The following is a 25,443-nucleotide window of genomic DNA, read 5'->3' as shown; positions in this document are numbered from 1 at the left end:
ATTTGATGTTTATAAATTAAACTCTATAATTTAAATTCAATACATGAATTCAAAACAAAAAATTGAAGTTGTCCCTAAAAAGATGCTATTGCCTTTTATTTTGGTAACATCACTTTTTGCGCTTTGGGGTTTTGCAAATGCAGTTACAGACCCCATGGTTCAAGCATTTAAAAAGGTGTTAGAGCTTTCAAATTCACAAGCAGCATGGGTGCAAATGGCATTCTATGGCGGGTATTTTTGTATGGCTTTACCAGCTGCTATGTTTATGAGGAAGTATTCTTATAAAACTGGTATTCTCATAGGTTTAGGTTTATATGCCGTTGGCGCTTTATTATTTTATCCAGCCGCAACAACAGAGCAATTTTGGTTTTTTTGCTTGGGGCTATATGTCTTAACTTTTGGATTAGCTTTTTTAGAAACTGCCGCCAACCCTTATGCACTTGCTATGGGGCCAAAAGAAACAGCAACTCAACGTTTAAATTTGGCACAAGCATTTAATCCAATAGGATTAATTGTAGGATTATTTGTTGCGCAACAGTTTGTTTTAAAAAATTTAAAATCTGATGATATAGAAAATTTCAGTGCTTTAGATGAAGCTTCAAAACTTTTAATAAAAACATCAGATTTATTAGTAATTAGAAATCCTTATGTTATTCTTGGGCTCGTTCTTCTAGGCATCTTTGTTTTGTTTTTGGTTGCTAAAATGCCACAATCTAAAGAGGAAGGCGCAATGCCTAGTATTAGTGATACGTTTGGTAACCTGTTTAAAGATAGTAAGTACACTTTAGGTGTTTTAGCTCAAATATTATATGTTGGTGCCCAAATAATGTGTTGGACTTACATTTATCAGTATGCAGAGGCTATTGGTATGGATAGTGTTACAGCAGGCTATTATCAAATGGCTGCGTTTATATTATTCACAATTGGTAGAGCTATTGGCACTTATATGTTAAGATTTATGAGTTCTGGTAACTTGTTAATGGTTTTTGCTGTATTGGCAATGTGTTTTGTTTTAGGTACTATTTTTATTAACGGTATTGTTGGTTTGTATGCGCTAGTGGGTGTGTCATTTTGTATGTCTTTAATGTTTCCAACAATATATGGAATTGCACTTGGAGATTTAACTGAAGAGCAATCAAAAGTTGGGTCAGCAGGATTAGTAATGGCTATTGTTGGCGGAGCATTAATGCCAAAATTGCAAGGCATGATTATAGATTTGGGAGGTAATGGCGTATCTGATACTAAAGTATTAGGTGTTTCAGAGGTTAACTTTTCATTTATATTACCATTGTTGTGTTTCTTATATATTTCATGGTACGGTTATTTTGTGAATTGCAAACGGGTAGTAGTTTAACTTTTTCAATTTATAAGAAGGTTAATAAACAATAATTTTGTTCAGTTGATTTATGTATATTAAATTTTAAAAGCAAAAATTTAGGAAATTTAAATCTAATTAACTTTATTTGTATAGCTAAGACTAAACCGTTTTAGTTTTACTAAATGAAAAAGGTATACCTGAAAGATATTGCAAATGATTTAAATGTTTCCAAGACGGCAGTTTCGCTGGTTTTGAATGATAAAGGAGACGAAAATAAAATAAGTCAAGATACCCAGCAAAGAATAATAGAATATGCTAAAAAGCATAACTATATTCCAAATCAATTAGCACGTGGGTTAAGTAGAGGTAAGAGTGAAACTATTGGTTTAATTATTCCTAATATTTCAGATACATTTTATTCTAAAGTATCGGGTGTAATTGAAAGGAAAGCAAAAGAACAAGGGTACACAGTACTTTTTAGTAGTTCTTATGAAGATCCTGAAAAGGAGGGAGAGCTAATACAGTCAATGTTAAATAGGCAAGTGGATGGACTAATTATAGCATCTACGCAGAAGAATCAAAAAGAAATTGATTTTTTAAAAAAAGAGAAGTTTCCTTTTGTTTTGTTTGATAGACATTACCCTAATAAGGATACCGATTATGTGGTAGTTGATAATTATTTAGGCACTAAAAAAATTACTGAGCACCTTTTAAATTTAGGCAGAGAACAAATAGGGTTGATAACATTGAAACCAGCTTTAGAACCTATTGCGCAAAGACTTTTGGGATATAATGATGCATTGAAAAGTTTTAATATTGAATCAAGAAAAGAGTATATAATTGAAATTGAGCGCGAAGCATATTTAGAGGAAATTGAAAAGGCTGTATCAAAATTAATATTAAGTTCAACGCCTGTTGATGCTATTGTATTTGCAACGCATTATTTGGCTTCACAAGGATTAAGAGTACTTAAAAAACTAAATATAAATGTCCCGCAAGATGTAGCAATTGTTAGTTTTGATGAGTTAAGTGCTTTTGATATTGTTGAGCCACCAATTACAGCGGTAATTCAGCCTATTAAAGAAATAGGTTGTTCAGTCATAGAAATATTATTAAATAAAATTGAAAGCACAGTTCAGCAAGACATAAAGCCAACTGTCTTAAAAACAAAACTTGAAATAAGAGAATCTTGTGGTCAATTATTATGAGTAAAATAATTTTTTAATCAATAACTAAACCGATTTAGTGAAAATATAATTAAAATTAATAGTAATGAAAAAACACTCAATTTTAATCCTAATGCTAGTTTTTAGTTTTGCATTTGGACAAAAAACAATCAACATTAATTACGTAGAACCTTATGAATATACAGAGGTTACCGGAAATTTATTAGCTAAAGCAAGTTTAGATGTTGAGAAGCATCAACATTATAAAAAAGTAGTTTTAGAAAGTGGTAAAACAATAGAGGTTAAATATGAAGATGGTAAAGCGTGGCTTTGGTTGCCAGTTTTTGGAACACCAGAAAGCATGACATTCGTTGGTACTTCTAGAAAGTATACTACAAAGCAATTATTCACACCTTTAGTGACAACAGACTGGGGGTATTTTGAAGAAGGTACATTTCATGTTATTTCTTCATCACACCAAGATATAGCGTGGATGGATACACCTGGCCATTGTAGACATGAACGTATACATGATATTATTGCGCCAGCCTTAGACATCATGCATGACGATAAAGGGTTTCATTTTGGAATGGAACAAACGCTAAACCTTAAAGAATTTATTGAAGAGTTTCCAGATAGAAAGCAAGAGGTTATGACACGCTCTAACGAAGGAAGATTTACGTGGGGAGCAACCTACAATCAACCTTATGAAGGGATGCAAACCGATGAACAATTGATTCGAGAAATGTATTTTGGAAGACGTTGGCTTAAAAAGAATTTTGAAGGTAACGATGTGGTTACCGCTTTTAATACAGACGTACCAGGAAGAACGTTACAGTTTCCTCAAATACTAGCAAAATCTGGTGTAGAAAACTTATTTGTTTCAAGAATGAAAGAAGGTTTCTATAATTGGTATTCACCTGATGGTTCATCAATACCAACATATAGCCCAGGAAATTATGGTTGGGCGGTTATGTTTTATAAACTTTTTGAACAAGATGCCATTGAGGCAATGCACAAATTACAATCAAGAGTAAAAATGTGGGGAGATTATTATAAAGAACGAAATCTGCCACCTCATTTTGCTATATTAATTAGTAACGACGCTGCTGGACCTGCAAATTATGGGAATATTGTGTCTGAATGGAATGCTATTATAAAGAAAACAGGTGTAAAAATGCCAATACTAAGGCATTCTACGGTAACCGCATTAATGAATGAAGTAAAAACACCAGATGCCGTTTTTGAAACAATTTCTGGAGAAAGACCAAATATATGGTCTTATATTCATGGACCAGGACATGCAAAAGCAATTACTGCTTCAAGAAAAGCAGGACGTTTGTTGCCTTCAGCAGAAATTTTTGCTTCAGTAGATGCGGTTTTGAAAGGGTCATTTGATGATTATCCGACAGAAGAAATTTCTAATGCCTTTGAAGAATCCATTTATCCAGATCATGGTTGGGGAGGAAAGAACGGACATATAACCGATAGTATTTTTCGTTCTAAATTAGAATTTGCAGCTTCTGAAGCAGATAGATTAATTGAAAAATCACTTCAATCAATCACTAAAAAAGTAAAAACCAACCGCAACAATGCCATTGTTGTTTATAACGACCTTTCTTGGGCAAGAACCACTACCGCAGCTGTAGAATTAAAGGATAATTCAAATTATTACGTTGTTGATGCCAACGGAACAGCTGTTGCTTCACAGATAACGAAACGAGACGGAAAAAGAACACTGGAATTTGTGGCTCCAAACATTCCTTCTTTAGGATATGCTACATTTTACTTAAAAAAAGGAAAAAAATCAGTTAAGATTAAAAAAACGGTATCCCCTAACGCACTAAGTAACGAATTTTACACATTACGATTAGGAGATGGTGGTTTAACTTATTTGTTTGATAAGAAGTTAAATAGGGAAGTAGTAAAAACAACAAGATTTGCAGGTGGAGATATTATTACCATGAAATATGATGGTAATGGTGCAGGGGAGTTTACCCAAATGACAGAACCTAAAATGGACGGTTTTAATAAAACAAGTCAACATACAGCAAATTGGGAAATAGTAAGTGATGGGGCAGTTTATACCGAGTATAAAAACAAGGTTAAGTTTAAACATGCAGATATTGTTCAATATGTAAAAGTGCATCACCATATTAAGAAAATCGATTTTTCAGTTGATATTTTAAACTGGGATGGTACTCACAATCGTGAGTTTAGATTCATGCTACCTTTAGATATGGAGGATTCCACAATTAAATATGAAGTACCTCTTGCAATTGCAGAAGTAGGAAAGTCAGAAATGAAAGAAGCACCACGCGGGTGGGCGTGGGGTGGAACTTACGATCAAAAACCTGTAGAGATTCATCCAAGAGAAGTAATGAATTTTATTTCTTCAGAAAAAGATGGTTTTCAAGTAACCTTAGCTACGGATGTATCGTTGGCAGACTGGATAGATCCAACGAGAGAATCGGTAGAATATACAGTGCTTCAAGGTATTCTTATGGCATCACATAAAAGTTGCCACGGCGAAGGGAATTGGTACCATCAAACAGGAGATCATCATTTTGAGTTTTCAATAACATCAAATAAAGCCAATGATGAAACGTCTTATCAATTTGGAAATGGTTCAAACCACCCATTACAAGTTGTAAAACAAGACAAGAAAAACTATTCAGGAACTTTACCTACAAGTCATAGCTTCTTTAACGTTTCAGACCCTATGGTACGCGTTAGTACTATTAAAAAAGCGGAAGATGAAAATGCACTTATTTTAAGACTTGTTGAGCTTGATGGGAAAAATAGTCAACCAACAATTACTTTACCTAAAGCAGCTTCAGAAGTGATTAAAACAAATTTAATTGAAGAGGAAGTTAAAACACTTGATGTAAATGGTAAGAATATAAAAATTGATTTAGGTAACAACGCTATTGAAACCTATAAGATTCTACTAAACAACTAATTAATATTTTGTAATTAAATTATATGAGCAGTACAAAGAAAACATGGAAAAATGATAAAGAGCTATTCAGTATAGCTAAATCAGAATTATTCGTTGCCTTAGTAGGCGATATTTTAGATACACTTGGTTATCAACATCAATTTCTTCCACCAAATATAAAACCTTTAAACACAGATTTTGTTTTAATAGGAAGAGCTATGCCTGTGTTAGAAGCGGATGTTTTTGAAGAGTCTGCTGAAAATACCAATAACCCAATGATGAAAAAACCTTTTGGGATTATGTTCGAAGCTTTAGACGATTTAAAAGAAGATGAAGTTTACATCTGTTCAGGGTCGTCTCCAAGATATGCACTTTGGGGTGGATTAATGAGTACAAGAGCTATGAAACTCAAGGCATCTGGGGCTGTACTTCATGGCTATTCCAGAGATACAAACGAAGTTTTATCGCTTAATTTTCCAACATTTTCTTATGGTGGTTATGCACAAGACCAAGGTCCACGAGGAAAAGTGATAGATTATAGAGTGCCAATTGAAATTGAAGGTACGCGCATCAATCCAGGAGATATTATTTATGGAGATAGAGATGGTGTAATTATAGTACCTAAAGCTGTTGAAGAAGAAGCATTTATGGGTGCCATAGGAAAAGCTAGAGGCGAACAGTTAGTTAAAAAAGCTTTAGAAGAAGGTATGAGTACTGTTGACGCTTATAATAAATTCGGAATTATGTAAAAGTAAAATGCAAACTAACTAAACTAAAACCACATATTATGAGTACTAAAAAATCTAACTATTTATTGGGAATCAGTTTTGTGTCTACCATCGGAGGATTTCTGTTTGGATACGATACAGCTATTATCTCTGGCTGTAATTCGTTTTTAGAACAGCACTTTCAATTGTCCGCAGCCATGTTAGGTTGGGTAGTATCATCAGCATTACTGGGTACAATTTTAGGCTGCGTAGTGGCAGGGTCTATAACAGATAAATTTGGAAGAAAAAAGGCTCTTGTTTTAGCGGCACTTTGTTTAACCGTATCGGCCTTAGGTTCTATGTTACCGCCACAATTTTTAGGTAATTTGGATAACAACTTTTGGATAACATCAGATGTTACTACATCTTTTAATTTCTTAATAGTAGTCAGATTAATAGGCGGTATTGGTGTTGGTATAACATCTGTAGTAGCACCAATTTATATTTCGGAACTTTCTAAACCAGAGAGTAGAGGCAAAATGGTGTCTTTATATCAGTTGTCCATTACTTTAGGTATTTTATTAGCCTTTTTAATAGATTGGATTGTATTAAGTAATGCAGGCGATGCGGCAGGAGTCATTACTAAAGAGCCGTCTTCATTTTGGAATTGGCTATTTGTAGATGAATTATGGCGTGGTATGTTTGGTACAGAAGTTCCTATTGCATTACTATTCTTAGGCTTACTTTTTATAGTGCCAGAAACCCCTAGATGGTTAATTACTAAAGGGAGAAAAGTTGAAGCGTTAGCGATAATGGAAAAGATACTTGGAAAAGAAGAAGCACAACTGGAGATGAAAGAAATAGAGGCTCTAGAAAAAGAAGAGACAGGAGGCTTTAAAGAATTGTTTCAACCGTTTTTAAGAATTCCACTTTTAATAGGTATTCTACTTCCAATGTTTGCGCATTTAAGCGGTATTGCAGCAATAATGTACTATGCACCAAATATTATTAACGAATCTGTAAAAAGTGTAGAAAGTGCTTTTTTAGGTGCGGTTTTAGTGGGGGTTGTAAATAGTGCATTTACGTTTGTAGCCATTTCTCAGATTGAAAAGTTTGGTAGAAAAAAACTACTACTTATAGGAGTTGTAGGCGCTTTTATTTCATTATCAGGTGTTGGTATATTGTTCGCTATTGGTTCACAATATGTTATCATACCGTTACTAATGTACGTTGCAAGTTTCGCATTCTCATTTGGTCCAATTGTTTGGGTTATTATTAGTGAGATTTTCCCCACTAGAATACGAGGTTTAGCGGTGTCTATCGGAAGTTTCTCATTAATGGTTACTGGTTTTGTAGTCACGCTTACCAATCCTGTTTTAATAGAAACTATTAATGCTTCTGGAACCTTCTTTTTGTATGCCTTTTTAACCATGCCAGCCATTTGGTTTATATGGAAATTTGTTCCAGAAACAAAAGGAAAAACTTTAGAAGACATAGAAAAACACTGGCATTCATTAATTAAGACTAGAAACAAATCATAAAATGATAGAAACATATAAAATAGAGGGCGATGGGTACCATCCTTTTTTAATACGAGAAGGATGGCAAGTAGCTCAACTTAACTATCAAGAAGAGCAGCATATTGATAATATAAAAAAACTAGATGTTCATCTAGAAACAGATGAGGTTTTTGTTTTAACAAAAGGAAACTCAGTATTAATTGCAGCCAAAATAGAAGATGGAGAGCCCGTTTTTGAATTGCAACTCATGGAACAACAAAAAGTTTATAATATCCCACAAGATATGTGGCATAATATAGCCATGGAAGAAGGTAGTGAAGTTATAATTATAGAAAAATCGAACACACACATTTCTGATTTTGAATTCTTTGAATTAAGTAAAGAGAAACAAATTGAATTAAAGGAAAAGGTTAAAACTCTTTTTAATACAGTAAAGTAAACATAAGCAACATGAAACATATTGATTTAACTGGAAAAACAGCTTTAGTTACTGGGGGAAGCCAAGGCATAGGAGCCGAAATTTGTAAGCAACTAGCAGCTTGTGGTGCAAATGTTTTTATAAATTATTACAGTAATAAAGAAAAGGCAGAAGTTGTTGCCGAAGAGATAAGAAAGTCTTTTGATGTAAAAGTAGCTATTGGTAGAGCAAACGTATCTAAATTTAAAGAGGTTAAAGCTATGTTTAATAAACTAGATGAAGAACTCGGCAGTTTAGATATTTTAGTAAATAATGCTGGTAGTGAAAGCGTAGAGCATGTTTTAGATTTAGAAGAAGATGAATGGGATAGAGTATTAGACATCAATCTAAAAGGTCCTTTTTTGTGTGCTCAAGAAGCGGGACGAAGAATGGAATTAAAGAAATCTGGTGTTATCATAAACATTTCATCCATTCATGATGTTGTACCAAGAAAAGGCTTAATTCATTACTGTTCTGCAAAAGCGGGTTTAAAAATGTTCTCAAAATGCTTGTCTCTAGAATTAGCAGAAAGTAATATAAGAGTGGTTTCTCTAGCACCAGGAGCTATAGAAACTAATATGAATAGAGAAGAAATTAACAAATTTGGTCGAGAAAAATTCAACAATTGGATTCCATCTGGACGCGTAGGTAATGTTACCGAAGTTGCAAATACTGTAGCCTTTATTGCTAGTGATATGGCAGCCTATATTAATGGTTCAGACCTTTATATAGATGGTGCGTATATGAATCATACCATACAGTATGACCCACGGCCACCACGTAAAAAATAATAAATCATAATTTATTTATGAAATTGATTTTCTTAACATTAACGCTACAAAGTATGGCAATATTCTATACAGGAAGTTACACGCAAGCGGGTGCACCTGCCGAAAACCCAACAGGTAATGGTATAGGGTGCTTTCAGCTAAATTTAGAAACTGGAGAAATTAAAAACCTGTACTATACAAAACAACGTAGCCCTAGTTATCTTACAATTTCTGAAGACAAAAAATATCTCTATGCTCTTGAGGAAATGTTTGAAAACTTAAACCCTAAAGTGTATGCGTATAAAATTGAAAAAGATGGGGCATTAACACTTTTAAACTCACAAAAAATAAATGGAGATTATGCATGTCATTTAGATATAATTGAGGATAAACTGGTGTTAGCTAATTATGTTTCAGGAAATTTATTGTCTTTTCCAATTCTAAACGATGGGAGTTTAGCACCTTGTTCGCAAGAGATGAAACACAAAGGTACAGGGCCTAATGCAGAACGACAAGAAGCTGCACATGCCCATATGGTATATCCTTTCGGAGAAGATAAAATGTATGGAGTAGACTTAACTTTAGATACGGCCAAGGCATATCAACTAAATCCTATTTCTAAAAAATGGGAGGCTAAACCAAATCTTGATATTACAATTGAGAAGGGTAGCGGTTCAAGGCACATGGTTATGGATAACGCCGAAGATTTTGCTTATATATTGGGAGAGTTAACAGGTGAAATTTCTGTGGCTGACTTACAAGGAAGTAAACCTGAAATCGTACAAAAACTAAGTTTTATTCCAGAAAATCATACGGGAGCTATTGGTGGTGCAGCTATAAGAATTCATCCAAACGGGAAGTTTTTGTATGCTTCAAACCGAGGATCAGAAACTATTACAATATTTAGAATAGATAGTGAAACTAAACAATTGAATCTTGTGGGGCATCAATCTACTAATGGTAAAACACCTAGAGATTTCAATATTGATAACACAGGTAAATGGTTGATTGCAGCAAATCAAGATTCAAATACATTAGTTGTTTTTCAAATTAATCCAAAAAATGGAACGCTGCGAGAACAATCAAAATTAGAAGTACAAACACCAGTAAATATTTGCTGGTTGTAAATTGAAAAAATAAATAATCATAATCTAAAATGATTGAACTTAAAGGTATAGCGTGGGACCACCCACGAGGGTATGAACCTCTGATTGCAGCATCAAAGGCATTCAAAAAAACAAATCCGAAAGTAAATATTCAATGGGATGTACGCTCTTTAAAAGAATTTGGAGACATGCCAATAGAGGATTTAATTGGTAAGTACGATTTTATAACTATTGACCATCCTTACATGGGGCAAGCCGATAAAAATGGATTGTTACTTAAATTAGAAACATGTGTTTCTTCGGGAGCATTAGAACTATTAAAATCTGACGCTTTAGGTAAATGTTATGATATATATAATTACAACAGCCATTTCTATGCAACGCCTATAGATGCAGCGGCTTTAGTGGCTTCATATAGAAAAGACCTTCTTGGAAATACAGGTTTAAGCTTCCCAAAAAACCGTGAAGAACTTAAAGGGTTTTATAAAAAACTACCATCAGAGTTTTCAGTAGCATGGGCACTATGTCCAACCGATATTTGGTGTACGTTTCTAAGCCTTTGTGCTCAGAATTATGGTAAAGGCTTTATTCAAAATCAACATATAAATTCGCAAGTTGGAGTGGAGGCATTAGACGATATAAAGTTTCATGCAACGCATAGTCATCCAGAGTCTTTAAACTGGAACCCTATTCAAATATTAGACAGCATGGGTAATGAAGATGAAATCATTTATTCACCCTATTTATTTGGATATACCAATTATTCCCGAAAAAGTTACACCAAAAATATCGTGCATTTCACCAATAGTCCAGTTGGCCAGCAGCAAAACGTGTCAACGATAATGGGAGGTGTAGGACTAGCAGTATCAGCTTTATGTAAGCACCCTTCAATAGCTTCAAATTTTGTAATGTATGCCGCAAGTGCAGCTATTCAAAAAGGTGTTTTTACTTTAAATGGGGGGCAACCCGCAAGTAAAACTGCTTGGGAAAATGCAGAGAACAATGAGCTATGTAATAACTTTTTTAAAGACACTAAGTTAACTATTGAAAACGCTTACATACGTCCACAACATCCAGGATGGAATCAATTTCAGGAGCATGGTGCAGATATTATTCATGAAGGGATATTGAAAAATATAAGCTCTGAAATTATCATGAAAAATTTAAACGAACTTTATAAATCAGTTGGTAATGAAAACATTTAAAACGATACAGATTGAAGTTACAGATAAAATAGCGGTGTTAAAATTTAACCGCTCCTTACAATTAAATGCCATGAATAGGCTGATGATGGATGAAATTGTTGAAGGTATTCGATGGATTAATTCAAATAATAAAGTAAACGTCGCTGTCATAACCGGAGAAGGAAGAGCATTTATGGCTGGAGCCGATATTAAAGAATATGGCAGTCAAACTGCTGAAGAGTTTGATGCATTTCAAGAAAAAGGAATGCAATTGTATGATGCTATAGAACATGCATCAAAACCATGGATTGCCGCCGTAAACGGTTTTGCGCTAGGGGGTGGCTTTGAAATTGCTTTGTCTTGTGACATGATTGTAGCTTCAGAAGATGCCAAAATGGGATTACCAGAAGTATTTTTAAGTTTAATTCCTGGAGGTGGTGGTACACAGCGATTGATTCAAAAGATAGGTGTAAACCGTGTTAAAGAAATGTTGTTTTTAGGAGGGCAATATGATGCTAAAACCTTAAACAATTGGGGTGTTGTTAACGCCATATTTCCAAGTGATAATTTTCTTTCTCAGGCTATGAATTACGCGGGTAAATTATCAAGGCGACCACAACAATCTATTGCGCAGTTGAAACGCTTGGTAAACTTAAGTATGACGGCTACCCCCTTTGAAGAACGCATAAACAATGAAGCACGCACCGTTAAAAAATTGTTTTTGCATGAGGAAGCACAACAGGCCATTCAAAGTTTTATAAAAAAATCAGAAAAATAACTATGGAACAAAACGGACCATTAAAAGGATTGGTTGTTGCCGATTTTTCACAATTAGCACAAGGCCCTTGGGCAACACAGATGTTAGGAGACATGGGTGCGGAAATCATAAAAATAGAGCCCCCCAAAGGCGATTGGATGCGTCATTATGCTTATGGCAATCTATATCCAAAAGGTGAAAGTATTTCGTTTATTAGTTTCAACAGAAATAAAAAAAGTATTGCGCTCGATATGAAAACCGATGAGGGCAAACAAATAGCAAAAGATATTATTGCCAAAGCCGATATACTCTTAGAGAATTTTCGCCCAGGAGTTATGGAGCGTTTGGGATTAGGTTATGAAGATATGAAAATGCTAAACCCCAAATTAGTGTATTGCTCTAGTTCAGGTTATGGTGCATCTGGACCTTATTTAAAACGACCAGGGCAAGATTTACTGGCACAATCTATTAGTGGTGGGCCATTCCTAAATGGAAAAAAAGGAGATTTACCGGTAGTGACTGCGGTTGGACAAGCAGATTTATTAACGAGTTTGTTTATTGTACAATCGGTTTTGGCAGCGATTTATTCACGCAGCGTTACAGGAAAAGGACAGAAAATAGAAGCTAATTTATTGAGTTCGGCAGTAGGGTTTCATACTCAGGAAATTACGGCGTTTTTACACAAAGGCGAAAATCCTGAACGTAGTGAAAGTGGTATTCCAAATCCGTGGCTTGGAGCGCCATATGGATTGTATGATACAAGTGATGGCTATATTGCTATAGGCATGAATGCTGTTCGAAAATTAGCCCAGGTCATCGGTTTGGATAAGTACGATAATGAAACATTCGATTCAAATAATATTATAGAAAGAAGGGATGAGATTCGCAATGATTTCAACGCGGTTTTTCAAACAAAAACTACTACCGAATGGTTAGATATATTGTTAGCTGAAGATATTTGGTGCTCACAGGTTAATAGTTTTAAAGAGATGGTAGAAGACCCTCAGATAAAACACAACAACATGATTTTAGAATATGAGCACCCTACAATAGGTAAAGTGAAAACTACAGGTTTCCCTGTTCAATTTAGTGATACACCGCAAAAAATTGATAAACCAGCGCCTTTATTAAATCAACATGCTGAAGAGATATTGAAACACTTTAGTAGCTATACAGATGAAGAGGTTAAAGCATTTTTAAAACAAAAATAGTATAAGATGAAATTAGGATTTGGATTATACCGCCACATGCTCAATGAGCAGCATTATAAATTTGCAAAGCAATGTGGAGCTACACATTTAGTAGTGCACATGGTAGATTATTTTGGTAATGCAGATAACAGTAAATCTAACGCCAACCAGCCTATTGGTGGCGATAGAGGTTGGGGTAAAGCAGGTAATGGCGAGCTATGGACTTTAGAAGAACTTCTTAAAATTAAAAAAGAGATAAATAGTCACGGTTTAGAATGGTATGCTATAGAAAATTTCGACCCTTCTATTTGGCATGATATTCTTTTGGATGGCCCAAAAAAAGAAGCACAAATAGAATTGGTTAAAGAGCAGATTCGTATTGTTGGTAAAGCAGGAATACCTGTTTTTGGATACAATTTTTCTTTGGCAGGCGTATCTAGTAGAGTTGAAAAACCATTTGCTAGAGGAGGCGCTGTTTCTGTTGGGATGGAAGGTTCAGTAGACGAAACCCCTATTCCTAATGGCATGGTTTGGAACATGGTCTATGATGAAAATGCTACTGAAGGAACCGTAGAACGTATTTCTCATGATACACTATGGGAAAGGTTGCAGTATTTTCTAGATGAAATTATTCCTGTTGCAGAGGAAGCGGGTGTGAAAATGGCTGCTCACCCAGACGACCCACCAATGCCCTATGTTAGAAACACACCGCGATTGGTTTATCAGCCAGATATGTATCAGCGTCTTATAGACATGCAACCCAGTGAAAGTAATAATCTTGAATTTTGCTTAGGCACCATAGCAGAAATGACAGATGGCAGCGTTTACGAAGCAACAAATCAGTATAGTAAACAAAATAAAATTGCTTATATCCATTTTAGAAATGTAGTAGGTAAAGTGCCTAATTATAAAGAGGTATTTGTGGATGAAGGAGATATTGATATGTTTAAAATTTTAGAAATTTTAAAACAGAATAATTTTGAAGGCATTTTAATTCCAGACCATACACCGCAAATGAGTTGTGATGGTTCTTGGTATGCAGGTATGGCTTATGCTATGGGGTATATGAAAGCGGCTTTAAGAGCTGTGAATGAGCAATAAAATTAAAGAATCATTATTATCTAATAGTATTAAAAGTCAAAAGATGGAAAGAAGAAAATTTATTCGAAATACGAGTTTATTTGGAGTGTCTTTAATGAGTTTTTCTTCATTTACTTCTTTTGCTCATTTTAATTCTAATTTACCAGAAAAGATATTAAAAAATCGAGCTTTATTAGCATTTAAGCGCTTTGCGGAAGTTTGGAACTTTAATGATTTTTGGAAAAGAGGAAATACCTTTGATGCTTGTCTTGTTTTTGTTGAAGCATTACAACAGCGTTGGCCAGAAGACGATCAAATTATTACTATCCAGAAAAAAGTGGAAGGTATGCTAGAGGAAAATTTAACCTTTTTCAATAGCTATGATCCCGGTGAACTTTGGGCGGATGATTTTGGTTGGTGGGGGTTAATGGCACTAAATGCAAGAAAACATCTTTTAAAAATTGATAATAAAGAGTTGGCTGATACTTATTTAAAGCTATCTACCGATTTATGCTGGGAGTATAAAAAGAAAACAGCTTACGATTATACAGAGGATGCAAAACCTGTCCTTCACGGATGTAGAAATGGAGATGCCAACGGATACAGTAAAGGGGTAAAAAATACGGTGACTAACGTATTACTTTTTTTATTGTCGTCTCGTATTTATAGACTTTTATTGGATGAAAGTATTAAAGAAGATAAAAATAAATACTTGGATATGGCCTATAGACAATGGGTTTGGTTTGATAGTTGGTTTAGTCTCCAAGAATTTGAGTACCTAAAGAAACTAGATTCTAATGGTGCATTAGTTCAAGAGCGACCAATGGCTTTTGTTGAAGGTTCTACATATCAAGAAAAAATCCACCCGCCATGGGTAGAAGGATGGGTTTGGACTGGGGATCAAGGAATGATAATTGCTGCTTTAGTAGATATGTTAGCTATTAAAAATGAATTATCTAATTATTTAATTGAAAATAATATCGATTCTGATTTTAACATAAGTGACTATGAATCAAAATTAAAAAATTATATAAAATTACTAGGGGAGGGTATTAAAAATGCATTTGTAGCTAATACGGATGGTGTAATTAGAGAAGCTCCTTGTTTATCTAGTTTTGGAGCTAAACATGGTAGAGATTATTTGGCAGGCAGAGGTATAATGATGCGCTACTTAGGCCAAAAAGAAATACATAGTTTATTAGATATAGATTTAACCAAAAACGTATCAAAAACTCTAAATGCTATTTGGGAAACAAGAGATAAAACCAATAATCAATTTCAACCAGAGTTTACAATTTTAAAAAATGACAGATTATATGTTAAACAATTTAAACAACTTTGGGGATTAGCTGATGAAGTTTATAAGTGGAATCTGGATATGATGAAAGAAAAGAATAAAAACGGAGTTTGCCAGTCTATAGGTTTAGATGTTTTAGGAGCTGTAATTCGCAATCAAAAATAAATAATCACACTATTAAGAATGTAGTATTAATATGAAGCAATTTAAAATACCATTTCAGATACTTGTACTCGTTGTTTTTTTTAATTTTTCTAATGCTCAAAGAAAACTTAGCAAGCATCAGCCATTTTCATCATATTGGTTTATAGATGAGCTTTTAAAATGGAATCCAGAAACGGACATTAATACCAAATTCAATATAAGTCATTTACCTTTAAAACAGCGTTTTACAGATAGTGTAACACAAATTTCTCCTGCATTAAGTACTAAGCCTTCTATTGTGTCTTTAATAGCACCTCACCCAACTAACAGTCACCCATCACAAGGATTTCAAACGGTAGAGCAATATGCATTTCCGTATTGGCAATACATAGATTATTTGGTTCAATGGGGTGGATCTGCAGCAGAAGGAATAATTGTTACACCTACAACGTTTTGGATAGAATCTGCACACCTAAATGGTGTAGAGATTTTAGGGACTGTTTTTTTTCCACCAAATGTATATGGTGGTAAAGAGGAATGGGTTCGGGAATTTTTACAACAAGATACTAACGGAAACTTCCCCGTGGCCGATAAACTCATTGAGGTTGCAAAGGTATATGGTTTTGAAGGTTGGTTTATCAATCAAGAAACCAATGGTATGGAGAAAAAAGAAGCAGATTTGATGCAAGCTTTTTTAAAATACTATCAAAAAAAATCAAACGCATCATTAAAAATTATGTGGTATGATGCGATGATAGAAGACGGTCGTGTTATTTGGCAAGATGAGTTAAATCATCATAACAGTATATATTTTCAAAATGGGGATGAAAAACTATCAGATATTATGTTCCTAGACTTTGGTTGGAGCGAAACCCAACTAGAAGATTCTCATAAACGTGCAAAAGAACTTAATAGAAGTCCGTGGGACTTGTTCTCAGGCATAGATGTACAAGGTAAAAGTTATAAAACACCAACAAACTGGAACGGTCTTTATAAAAACGAAAAGCCATATACAACATCTATTGGTTTATATTGGCCAAATTCTACATTCAACATTGCCAAAGATAAACAACCAGAATCAGTTTATGATGAGGAACAAAAATTTTGGAATGGTACTATTCTAGAAGAAGATGTTCCTGCATGGCAATCTAAAGAATGGAAAGGATTTTCAAAATATATTCCTGCACGTTCGGTTATTAGTGCGCTTCCTTTTGTTACAAATTTTAATTATGGATTAGGTCGCTTTTATAATGAAGAAGGGAAGCCATTATCAACTAGAGAATGGCATAATTTAAGTATTCAAGATATTTTACCCACATGGCAATGGCAAGTGGATAGTACTGAGGTTAAAGCGAATTTTGATTTTACCGAAAGTTATACAGGAGGCTCTTCTGTTAAGTTTCAGGCAGTAAAGCGTGTTAAAAATATTAAAATACCTTTATATAAAACAGCACTAGAATTATCTGGCAGCGAAATGTTGTCTTTTGCAATTAAAGGTTCAGGAACATTGAATCTTGTAATTTATACCAATAACGGTTCTCAACAGTCTTTTTTAGCAGAAACACATCAAGATTGGACTAAAAGTCAATTTAGTTTATCAGAATTAAAAGGCCTTAGAGTTATTAAGGTTGAGGCTTTGTTTACTGGGAATAAAAATGAGTTTGTAAATCTGGGATCACTTTCAATAACAGAAGATAAGGCGTCATCTATAAAAAAGCCAAAGGTAAAAGTAACGCCCTTTTTTAGTAAAAATAAAATAGAACTTTACGTACATATAGAAGGAGATAAACGAGCCAAATTTCACAATATTTATTACCTAAATAACAACCAAAAAATATGGCTTGGTAAAACAAGAAGTGCAGATTATTATGTGGCACCTTTCGATATAAAAGAAAGTAAAAACTCTATAAAAATTCTTGTAGAATCTATAGCTAAAGATGGAACACGAAGTAAGGTTTCAAGAAGTACAGCTTACTTAAAATAAATGAATCAAATAAATCATTTATACATTAAAGAAGCTTGTGTAGAAGGTATACAACAAGCCATAAATGCTGAAAAACAAGGTGCGAATAGAATTGAACTTTGTGCACGTTTAGATTTAGATGGCCTAACACCTGATATCGAAAGAATTAAAGAGGTTACGGCGAAATGTAATATTCCAGTTAGAGTAATTGTAAGACCAAGAGAAGGCAATTTTAATTATTCCGAAACTGAATTTCAAAGTATGAAGCAGGCAATAGAAACTTGCAAAGCTTTAGGTGTTGAAGGTGTGGTTTTTGGGATTACAACCCTCAATAATAAAATGGATATAAAAAGAACTCAATTACTAGTTGAACTGGCTCAACCTATGAAAGTAACGATTCATAAAGCCATTGATGCTATAGATAACCCCGTTGAAACAATTAAGGAATTGATTAAAATTGATGGCATAGATACTATATTAACTTCAGGTAAAGGTCAAACATGGCAAGAGGGACAAGAATTAATATTACAAATGATGAAAGCTGCAGCGGGAAGTCATCTTGAAATCATGCCCTGCGGAGGTATAACACAGCACAATCTTTGTGAAGCGCATCATATGTTTAAAGCCAAAGCCTATCATGGTAAATTAATAGTAGGAACATTATAAAATTGTAATTAGAGCATGAAAAAATTAATAAGTCTAACTGTTTTGGGTTTTGTTTTTGTTGTTTTCGTTGGTTGTAAAAAAGGCACCAAAAAAAACAACAATCTTCCAAGAATAGCCATTACAGGTTTGGGAATTGAATCAAGTACATTTTCCCCAGCAACGACATCGGAAGAAGCGTTTCATGCCTATTATGGAGAAGATGTGTTTCAATATTTTAAGTTTTTAAGAGAGCTAAAAGATACATTAAGGCAACAGGCTCAATATTTTCCAGCGGTAAAAGGGCATGCCTTACCAGGAGGTATTGTTACAAAAGAAGCCTATGATGCTTTGATGAAAAAAACTTTAGATAGTTTAAAGAAGAATTTGCCTTATGACGGACTATTCTTTGATATTCACGGAGCTATGAGTGTACAAGGATTAGACGACCCCGAAGGTGATATGATAAAACAAATTAGAGGAGTTGTGGGGAATGATTGTGTCATTTCTACTTGTATGGATTTACATGGTAATGTATCTGAAACCTTAGCTAGAGAAACAGATTTAATCACCTGTTACAGGTTAGCACCACACGAAGATGCTATGGAATCTAAAGAGCGTGCGTTAGTCAATCTAGTAGAACGATTAAAATCTGGTAAAGGCAAACCAAAATATAAAGCATGGATTCCAGTACCCATTTTATTACCAGGAGAGAAAACCAGTACACGTATAGAACCAGGAAAAAGTTTGTATGCTAAAGTAGAACCACAAACATTGAAAGAAGGTGTTATTGATGCAGGCATTTGGGTGGGTTATGCGTGGGCAGACGAGCCCAGAAACCATGCTGTAGTTATGGTAGTGGGAGATGGTAAAGAAGACGTAAAGGCATCCGCTGAAATGTTAGCACAAAGTTTTTGGGATGTACGCCATGAATTCGAGTTTGTAGCACCCACATTATCCTTTGAAGAAGCTATAGAAACCGCCATAAAAAGTTATAAAAAACCTTTTATGCTTAGTGATATGGGAGATAATCCTACTGCGGGTGGGGCAGGCGATGTCACGTGGACGTTGAATGAACTATTAAATATTGATAAATTTAAAAAGAAAGGTGGTATGTTCTTAATATATGCTTCTATTCCCGGACCAAAATTGATTAAAGAGGCATTAAAAGTAGGTGTTGGTGGCAAGGTAAAAGCTTATGTAGGCGCTGAGGTTGATAATAGATATGCACCTCCAATATTGTTAGAAGGTGAAGTTACGGCAATTAAAACAGGTGATAAAAATGCCGAAGTTGAAGTTGTGGTTAAAACAGGGAATATATCAGTTATTGTGACTAAAAAGCGTAAGCCTTATCATTACGAAAAGGACTTTGCCGATTTAGATTTAAGCCCTAGAGATGCCGATATTGTAGTTGTTAAAATAGGCTATTTGGTTCCAGAGTTGTACAACATGCGTGGCGATTGGGTGATGGCATTAACTCCTGGAGGTGTAGACCAAGATTTAGAACGTTTATCCTACAACCGTATTAAACGCCCTATGTTTCCTTTCGATATAGATATGGAGAATCCTGATTTGAGTGTGCGTTGGATTAGTGTATCTGGATTTGAATAAATGGTGATTTTTTGAGATTAAGACATATGGTTAGATTTTATCAACCTATTTTCAATTTCAATAAAAGAGCATTGTATTGATTTAACAATTGATTAAACCATCATTAGAAATAAAAAAGGTCTTCAATTTTTAAGCCCTTTTTGTTTAAAAGCAGTATTGTATTTACATTTTTCTTATGCTTCCAGAAACATTGTCATTTTTGTTTACCTTTTCGGGGTCTCTATAAAATTTAATATTGCTTCCACTAGTAGCTTCAGTAATGAATTTTTTCGTTTTTCCTGACGTAAACCACTTCCGCTAGATCAGATAGCGGCTTTCTCATTAACCTTATGTGAAAACAATGTAGACTATGTAGGTCGGCAAAAACACTTTTCAAAATTATTGGGCAACACATCCAAGAAGGCTGATGTGGAAACTGTCGAGAATTTCAAAAAGAATTTCAAAAAAGAAACTTTTTATAAGTCGATTCGTTACATCCTTACTAAGCAAGTACATTTTGGCGAAAGCAATAACGTTAATAACTTAACGATTATTTCATTCTACAATGCGATGCAAGGGTATTATAAAACTAAAATTGCTAATATTGAAAAGGAATATGCAGAAGAGAGAAACAAGCGTGAAGCACGTTTGGAAGAGCGCGTAGGAAATCTTGAAAAGAAAATTCAGGAATTAAACGATTAGCTTTTGTTGTTGGAAGTAAGGGGCAGCATTCGTGCTGGCTCTTATTTTTTTATATAGTCCTTTAAAATCACAATTACAGCTCAAAAATTAGGAGGAGATTATTCACAAAGTTCTGCGGATTTTGCTGAGTATCTGGAGAAGGAAAATCAAGGTTTGGAGCAAGAAGATATAGAGCATTTTTTTAATCAATATGGAGATGAAATTGAAGCCAAAGAGATGGTAAAAGAAATCGATGGTAATACGGCAAAACTCAAAAAGAAAGAACCAAAATTTTATTCCATTACAGTTCGTCCTAGTAAATAGGAATTAAGAAAATTACAGAATAATTCTGAGGATTTAAAAAGATATACCAGAGCCATAATGAACGATTATGCAACGTCCTTTAATCGAGAAATTAATGGTAAACCAATAACTGTTGACGACATAAAATATTTTGCAAAAATTGAGCATCAAAGAACATTCAAAGACACAGATAAACAGGTTAAAGAAAACCAACCTTTTGCTACTAAAATACTTCAACTAAAAACTGATATTCGAAAAATAGAGAATCATCAATTAGATGGGAATATAAAGAAAATGAAATCTCAAATTAGCAAACTCGAATCCGAAGCACCAAATCAACAAAATGGAAAACGGATTGTTCAAGGCATAAAAAAAAGCAGGTAATCAAAGTCAAATTCATATTATCGTGAGTCGAAAAGATGCCTCAAATTCTGTGAGTCTATCACCAGGATCTAAATACAAAGGTTCGGAAGTTGAGATGCATGGTAAAATTGTAAAACGTGGTTTTTAATTTCCTTCAGCATTTCAGCAAACATAAATTTTCTGGTGTGATTCACGATTATAAAAACTTTGAAATTACAGAAATGGCTTTTCCTTTATTTGAAAAAAATGAGATTGATTTCAAAGTAATTTCATTCGATAACATTTATGACCGAGTAAATCCAATAGCACCAAGATATATGACCAATGAAGAAAGCGTAAATGAGGTCGCTAGAGTGCTTATAGAAAACCTATTAGAACAAAGAGAATCCGGAAGTATAGGAACAACAAAATTTTTTAATGATGCAGATGAAGGCTTAATTAGTGGATTGATTTGGAAGTTAAGAACCTCGCATCCAAAATATTGTACATTACCTCACTTAATAGCTGTTTACCAATATCTCAACACTTCAAGTCTAATTGCATTTTTAAGTAAGAATACAACATCGAGAGTGATGGCTGACGCTTTTATTAGTGGTAAGGATTCACACAGACAAACGGCTGGTGTAAAAAGCACTTTGGCCAATGCGCTCAAAAAAATAAGTACGCAACGTATTTTTATGGCTTTATCCGCAGATGATGTTCCGCTCGACATAAATAGCCAGGACAAACCTTTAGCGATTTCAGTAGTCAATAATCCAAAATACGAAACAGCTTATTCGCCAATCATAGCGACTATTATTCACACCATTACAAAGCAAATGAGCGTGCGAAATTCAAATGCTTCATTTTTGTTGATGGAAGAAGCACCAACAATCAGATTATTAAATATGCACAGAATTCCAGCCACATTACGAAGCTATGATATTACAACGATTTATGTAATGCAAGACAAAATACAGAATGATATGATGTATGGAGATAAGGCGAGTAAAGCAATTTTAAGTAATTTATCATATCAATTCTTCGGAAAGGTAAACGATCCAGACACAGCTAAATATTACGAACGCTTTTTTGAAATTGTAAAGAAAGAAATCACAAGCGTAAACAGAGGTCATAATCTTAATTTTGACACACGAATTACAACAGGAGAGCGTGAGGTTGCAAAAATTAGAGCTGATGTGTTTTTCAGACTGAAAGAAGGCGAATTTATTACGTTCGCAGATGGAAAGGACAGAAAAGTACAATTTAAATTGCTTAAAATTGAAAAGCGACTACCAACAAAGCAGCAGAACTATTCTGATGCTGATTTACAAGTTAATTTTGATAGAGTTTATAAAGAGGCAAAGTCGATATTCAAATGATGCGGTAAATGATGTAATAGATGATGCAATAAAAATCTTTAATAAGAAGTTAGATTTTTAGAACAACTATTAAAGGTGGTACAATAGGTGGTGTAATGTTAGTCTGTTAATACGACTTTGTATCAAGGAATGTACAACGGCTTATATGATAATTTCCCTATGCTAACTGGCTTAACTATTTGAAAAACTTTCACATTTTTGTAGTTGTCTTTGACTGTATATAGTACAGCTTCAATAAAGCCTTTTTCCGCATCATAACCTATAAGTACATTTCGTAAAGAAGAAGGCTTAAAGCTAATTCTACCTGTTTTGTCTTTTAGAAGTCTAAGTTCTTTTTCATAAGACCATTTTTTGTTTTTTTATAAAACAAGTCAATGATATGATTAGGTTGGGAAATGGCACTATATTCTCTTTCCTTGATTTCAGAGACATAAAACATCGGAAGAATGTTATGGAAGAATTTTGGGTCATTACTGCTATCAAAATGAAGACAAACACCTTTGTTGTTTTCTGAATAGATGTCCCATAACTTCTCGTTGATGGTGTACATTGTAAAGCAAGCAATACCAAAGCTTGATACAAAAGGTTTTATTTTAGTTGAAGCAAATTCTTGAAGTCTTTCTGTATTCATATGCTTATCAAAATAAGCTTTGACTTTTGGATCAAGGATATGCTCAGCAATTGTATCATATAGTAACTTTTGCTCTTCAGGATTAGTTGAAAGTTTAACAAACTCTGGGTTAGAATCCAATTCATCATTAAGTGAGTTCCTATCTGAAAACCAAATATAATGTTCTTTAAGCTCGCTTATGGTTTTTTCGTTAGGTGGACGGAAGCGAAATACATGTGGTATTCCCATCGGTATAGCTAAGTCATGGTCTTGATTAAAAATATTGAGCATAAACTTGAAATCGCATAAAATGTTGTATATTATCAACAAAAGTAGTAAATTTGTGGTAAATATGCAACAAAATGAATTCTAAGAAAGTAGTTCTTTTACCGAAGTACCAGAAAATATTTGAACATTTGGGTGAGAGCATAAAGCTTGCTCGAAAGCGAAGAAAGCTCACGACTGAGCAGGTTTCCGAACGTGCAGGTATTAACCGGACTACATTATACAGAATTGAAAAAGGTGACCCTACGGTTGCTATAGGTTCTTATTTTAATGTATTTAGAGTTCTCAACTTGGAAGATGATTTTAAAAAGCTAGCAGTAGATGATGAATTTGGTAGAAAATTACAAGACCTTGATTTATTATAAGAAAGATGGCAACAGGAAAATTTGACATATATGTTTTTGCTGATTGGGTAGGTCTTAAAGAACCAACACTAATAGGAACTTTATCGGCACATTTTGCCAAGGGAAAAAAAGCATTCAGTTTTGAGTATGATAAAGATTGGTTAAAAACCGATGCACAAAGATTGTTAGACCCAGACATCGATTTCTATTCTGGTCCGCAATATCCAACCAACAAAGAGAATTTCGGAATCTTTTTAGATAGTATGCCAGACACTTGGGGTAAGACTTTAATGAAGCTTAGAGCAGCTCAAGATGCTCGTGCAAATAATGAAAAGGCAAGTACACTCTATGAAATAGATTATTTGCTTGGGGTTTATGATGAAAGTAGGATGGGTGCTTTGCGCTTTAAAACTGAATTGGAAGGTCCTTTTTTAGATAATGATGCGCATAGCCCAACACCACCTTGGTCTTCCTTGGGTGAATTGCAGGAAGCTGCCAAACAATTGGAAAGTTATGACCAAAGCGAAGCTGTGAGAAAATGGATTGCAGTATTGATTGCACCAGGCTCATCTTTAGGTGGTGCAAGACCCAAGGCAAATATTTTCGACGCTAAAAAGAATCTTTGGATAGCTAAGTTTCCATCAAAAACAGATACCGTTGATAAAGCAGCGTGGGAATTTTTAGCCTATCAATTAGCTACTGCAGCAGGAATAGATATGGCAGATTCTAAAATAGAAAAGATTAGTGGTCAGTACCATACTTTTCTAACTAGAAGATTTGATAGAGACAATGGAAAGCGCATTCACTTTGCTTCAGCTATGACGATGACCGGAAATACGGAAGATATCATAAAGGAATCTGCATCAAGTTATCTTGAAATTGTAGAGTTTATAGAAAATTATGGAGCAAATGTAGAAGCCAATTTGCATCAGCTATGGCGTCGTATCGTATTTAACATAGCAATTTCTAATACTGATGACCATTTGCGAAATCACGGATTTATTTTTACGGATAAGGGTTGGATTTTATCGCCTGCCTATGATTTGAATCCATCCATAGAAAAAGATGGTTTATCGCTAAATATTGATATGGATGATAATGCTTTAAACTTTGATTTAGCTAAAAGTGTTGGCGAATATTTTCGCTTAAGCGAAAGTGAAATGGAAACTATACTTTCCGAAGTATTGACGGTTGTCAAAAATTGGAAACATATTGCCGAAAAAGTAGGAATAAAAAGAAGTGAGGTAGAATTGATGGAAGGGGCTTTTAGATATTAGTACCAAAATAATTATGCTCGCATAGAAGGAAAATAGAATCAAATTAAACAATATTTTTTAAGGTAATACCAAGATACTTTGAGTTCAAAACAACAAACAAATATAGGTCCTAGAGATTATAAGGTTTCAGATATTAAAAGACTGTTTGCACTATCTGGAAATCAATGTGCTAAACCTGATTGCTATAAAGAACTAATAGCAGAGGATGGTCATACAGTAGTAGCTAAAATTTGTCATATAGAAGCAGCTAAAAAAGGTGGCTCAAGATTTCGTCAATCTATGAATAATGATGAAAGGAGGTCTTACAGCAATCTAATTCTTTTATGCGATGAGCATCATCAGTAACTTTACTTGATCTTCCGAGTGTTATTCTTATAGTTGAACAAC

General features: G+C 34.2%; 21 protein-coding genes and 2 pseudogenes. 22 read left to right on the top strand and 1 reads right to left on the bottom strand.

The features are described from left to right. The first annotated feature begins 43 nt into the window (after window positions 1-43). The 19 genes and pseudogenes from fucP to ABD939_RS05520 form a co-directional block, all read left to right on the top strand. Window positions 44-1,354 carry an L-fucose:H+ symporter permease gene (fucP, locus tag ABD939_RS05610; protein WP_298554149.1) on the top strand — a complete coding sequence of 437 codons (1,311 nt, stop codon included), beginning with the start codon at window positions 44-46 and terminating at the stop codon, window positions 1,352-1,354. A 146-nt stretch (window positions 1,355-1,500) separates the two neighbouring features. Beyond that, the gene (locus ABD939_RS05605) at window positions 1,501-2,526 is read left to right on the top strand and encodes a LacI family DNA-binding transcriptional regulator (RefSeq protein ID WP_345165488.1); all 1,026 of its coding nucleotides are present in this window, start codon (window positions 1,501-1,503) and stop codon (window positions 2,524-2,526) included. Between the two features lie 64 nt (window positions 2,527-2,590). Further along, window positions 2,591-5,446, top strand: coding sequence for a glycoside hydrolase family 38 N-terminal domain-containing protein (locus ABD939_RS05600; protein ID WP_345165485.1), 2,856 nt, complete (start codon window positions 2,591-2,593; stop codon window positions 5,444-5,446). A gap of 23 nt (window positions 5,447-5,469) precedes the next feature. Continuing rightward, on the top strand, window positions 5,470-6,174 hold the full coding sequence (locus tag ABD939_RS05595) for an RraA family protein (protein WP_345165482.1): 705 nt from the start codon (window positions 5,470-5,472) through the stop codon (window positions 6,172-6,174). A gap of 38 nt (window positions 6,175-6,212) precedes the next feature. Continuing rightward, window positions 6,213-7,673, top strand: a complete 1,461-nt coding sequence (locus ABD939_RS05590; protein ID WP_345165479.1) for a sugar porter family MFS transporter — start codon at window positions 6,213-6,215, stop codon at window positions 7,671-7,673. A gap of 1 nt (window position 7,674) precedes the next feature. Beyond that, window positions 7,675-8,091, top strand: a complete 417-nt coding sequence (locus ABD939_RS05585) for a hypothetical protein (protein WP_298554135.1) — start codon at window positions 7,675-7,677, stop codon at window positions 8,089-8,091. Between the two features lie 11 nt (window positions 8,092-8,102). After that, complete coding sequence (locus ABD939_RS05580; protein ID WP_345165474.1) at window positions 8,103-8,900, top strand: SDR family NAD(P)-dependent oxidoreductase; 798 nt, start codon at window positions 8,103-8,105, stop codon at window positions 8,898-8,900. Between the two features lie 53 nt (window positions 8,901-8,953). Continuing rightward, window positions 8,954-10,006, top strand: a complete 1,053-nt coding sequence (locus ABD939_RS05575; protein WP_345165471.1) for a lactonase family protein — start codon at window positions 8,954-8,956, stop codon at window positions 10,004-10,006. A 29-nt stretch (window positions 10,007-10,035) separates the two neighbouring features. After that, the gene (locus tag ABD939_RS05570) at window positions 10,036-11,190 is read left to right on the top strand and encodes an extracellular solute-binding protein (RefSeq protein WP_345165469.1); all 1,155 of its coding nucleotides are present in this window, start codon (window positions 10,036-10,038) and stop codon (window positions 11,188-11,190) included. Then, on the top strand, window positions 11,177-11,947 hold the full coding sequence (locus ABD939_RS05565; RefSeq protein WP_298554127.1) for an enoyl-CoA hydratase/isomerase family protein: 771 nt from the start codon (window positions 11,177-11,179) through the stop codon (window positions 11,945-11,947). The genes ABD939_RS05570 and ABD939_RS05565 overlap by 14 nt, the downstream gene beginning before the upstream one ends. Window positions 11,948-11,949: 2 nt before the next feature. After that, entirely contained in the window at window positions 11,950-13,137 is a 1,188-nt protein-coding gene (locus ABD939_RS05560) for a CaiB/BaiF CoA transferase family protein (RefSeq protein ID WP_298554124.1), read from the top strand. 6 nt (window positions 13,138-13,143) lie between these two features. Beyond that, a complete protein-coding gene (locus tag ABD939_RS05555) occupies window positions 13,144-14,217 on the top strand; it encodes a mannonate dehydratase (RefSeq protein ID WP_345165459.1) in 1,074 nt (357 codons plus the stop codon). Window positions 14,218-14,260: 43 nt separating this feature from the next. Further along, a complete protein-coding gene (locus tag ABD939_RS05550; RefSeq protein ID WP_345165457.1) occupies window positions 14,261-15,658 on the top strand; it encodes a hypothetical protein in 1,398 nt (465 codons plus the stop codon). A 31-nt stretch (window positions 15,659-15,689) separates the two neighbouring features. Then, window positions 15,690-17,621 (top strand): endo-beta-N-acetylglucosaminidase, encoded by a 1,932-nt coding sequence (locus ABD939_RS05545; protein ID WP_345165454.1) that lies wholly within the window; start codon window positions 15,690-15,692, stop codon window positions 17,619-17,621. Then, window positions 17,622-18,266 carry a copper homeostasis protein CutC gene (locus tag ABD939_RS05540; protein ID WP_345165451.1) on the top strand — a complete coding sequence of 215 codons (645 nt, stop codon included), beginning with the start codon at window positions 17,622-17,624 and terminating at the stop codon, window positions 18,264-18,266. A 15-nt stretch (window positions 18,267-18,281) separates the two neighbouring features. Continuing rightward, window positions 18,282-19,853 carry a M81 family metallopeptidase gene (locus ABD939_RS05535; RefSeq protein WP_345165449.1) on the top strand — a complete coding sequence of 524 codons (1,572 nt, stop codon included), beginning with the start codon at window positions 18,282-18,284 and terminating at the stop codon, window positions 19,851-19,853. 381 nt (window positions 19,854-20,234) lie between these two features. Continuing rightward, window positions 20,235-20,534 (top strand): hypothetical protein, encoded by a 300-nt coding sequence (locus ABD939_RS05530; RefSeq protein WP_345165446.1) that lies wholly within the window; start codon window positions 20,235-20,237, stop codon window positions 20,532-20,534. A 66-nt stretch (window positions 20,535-20,600) separates the two neighbouring features. Further along, window positions 20,601-21,324, top strand: a pseudogene (mobB, locus tag ABD939_RS05525) (MobB family relaxase); the annotation flags it as partial. After that, window positions 21,314-22,540, top strand: a pseudogene (locus ABD939_RS05520) (type IV secretory system conjugative DNA transfer family protein); the annotation flags it as partial. The pseudogenes mobB and ABD939_RS05520, both read left to right, overlap by 11 nt. Before the next feature lie 316 nt (window positions 22,541-22,856). Here the strand turns inward: ABD939_RS05520 and ABD939_RS05515 are convergent. Beyond that, the gene (locus ABD939_RS05515) at window positions 22,857-23,441 is read right to left on the bottom strand and encodes a hypothetical protein (protein ID WP_345165444.1); all 585 of its coding nucleotides are present in this window, start codon (window positions 23,439-23,441) and stop codon (window positions 22,857-22,859) included. A gap of 125 nt (window positions 23,442-23,566) precedes the next feature. On the opposite strand from ABD939_RS05515, the gene ABD939_RS05510 reads away from it, so the two are divergent. The 3 genes from ABD939_RS05510 (at window position 23,567) to ABD939_RS05500 (ending at window position 25,401) form a co-directional block, all read left to right on the top strand. After that, window positions 23,567-23,800 (top strand): helix-turn-helix transcriptional regulator, encoded by a 234-nt coding sequence (locus tag ABD939_RS05510; RefSeq protein WP_345165442.1) that lies wholly within the window; start codon window positions 23,567-23,569, stop codon window positions 23,798-23,800. A 5-nt stretch (window positions 23,801-23,805) separates the two neighbouring features. Further along, on the top strand, window positions 23,806-25,056 hold the full coding sequence (locus tag ABD939_RS05505; RefSeq protein ID WP_345165439.1) for a type II toxin-antitoxin system HipA family toxin: 1,251 nt from the start codon (window positions 23,806-23,808) through the stop codon (window positions 25,054-25,056). A gap of 78 nt (window positions 25,057-25,134) precedes the next feature. Further along, window positions 25,135-25,401, top strand: a complete 267-nt coding sequence (locus tag ABD939_RS05500) for a hypothetical protein (RefSeq protein WP_345165436.1) — start codon at window positions 25,135-25,137, stop codon at window positions 25,399-25,401. The last annotated feature ends 42 nt before the right edge of the window (window positions 25,402-25,443 follow it).

It is taken from the genome of Algibacter aquimarinus (genome assembly GCF_039543265.1).
Lineage (GTDB): Bacteria > Bacteroidota > Bacteroidia > Flavobacteriales > Flavobacteriaceae > Algibacter_B > Algibacter_B aquimarinus.
The sequence above is the reverse complement of the archived record's forward strand: the minus strand, read 5'-3'. Positions and strand labels throughout refer to the sequence as shown.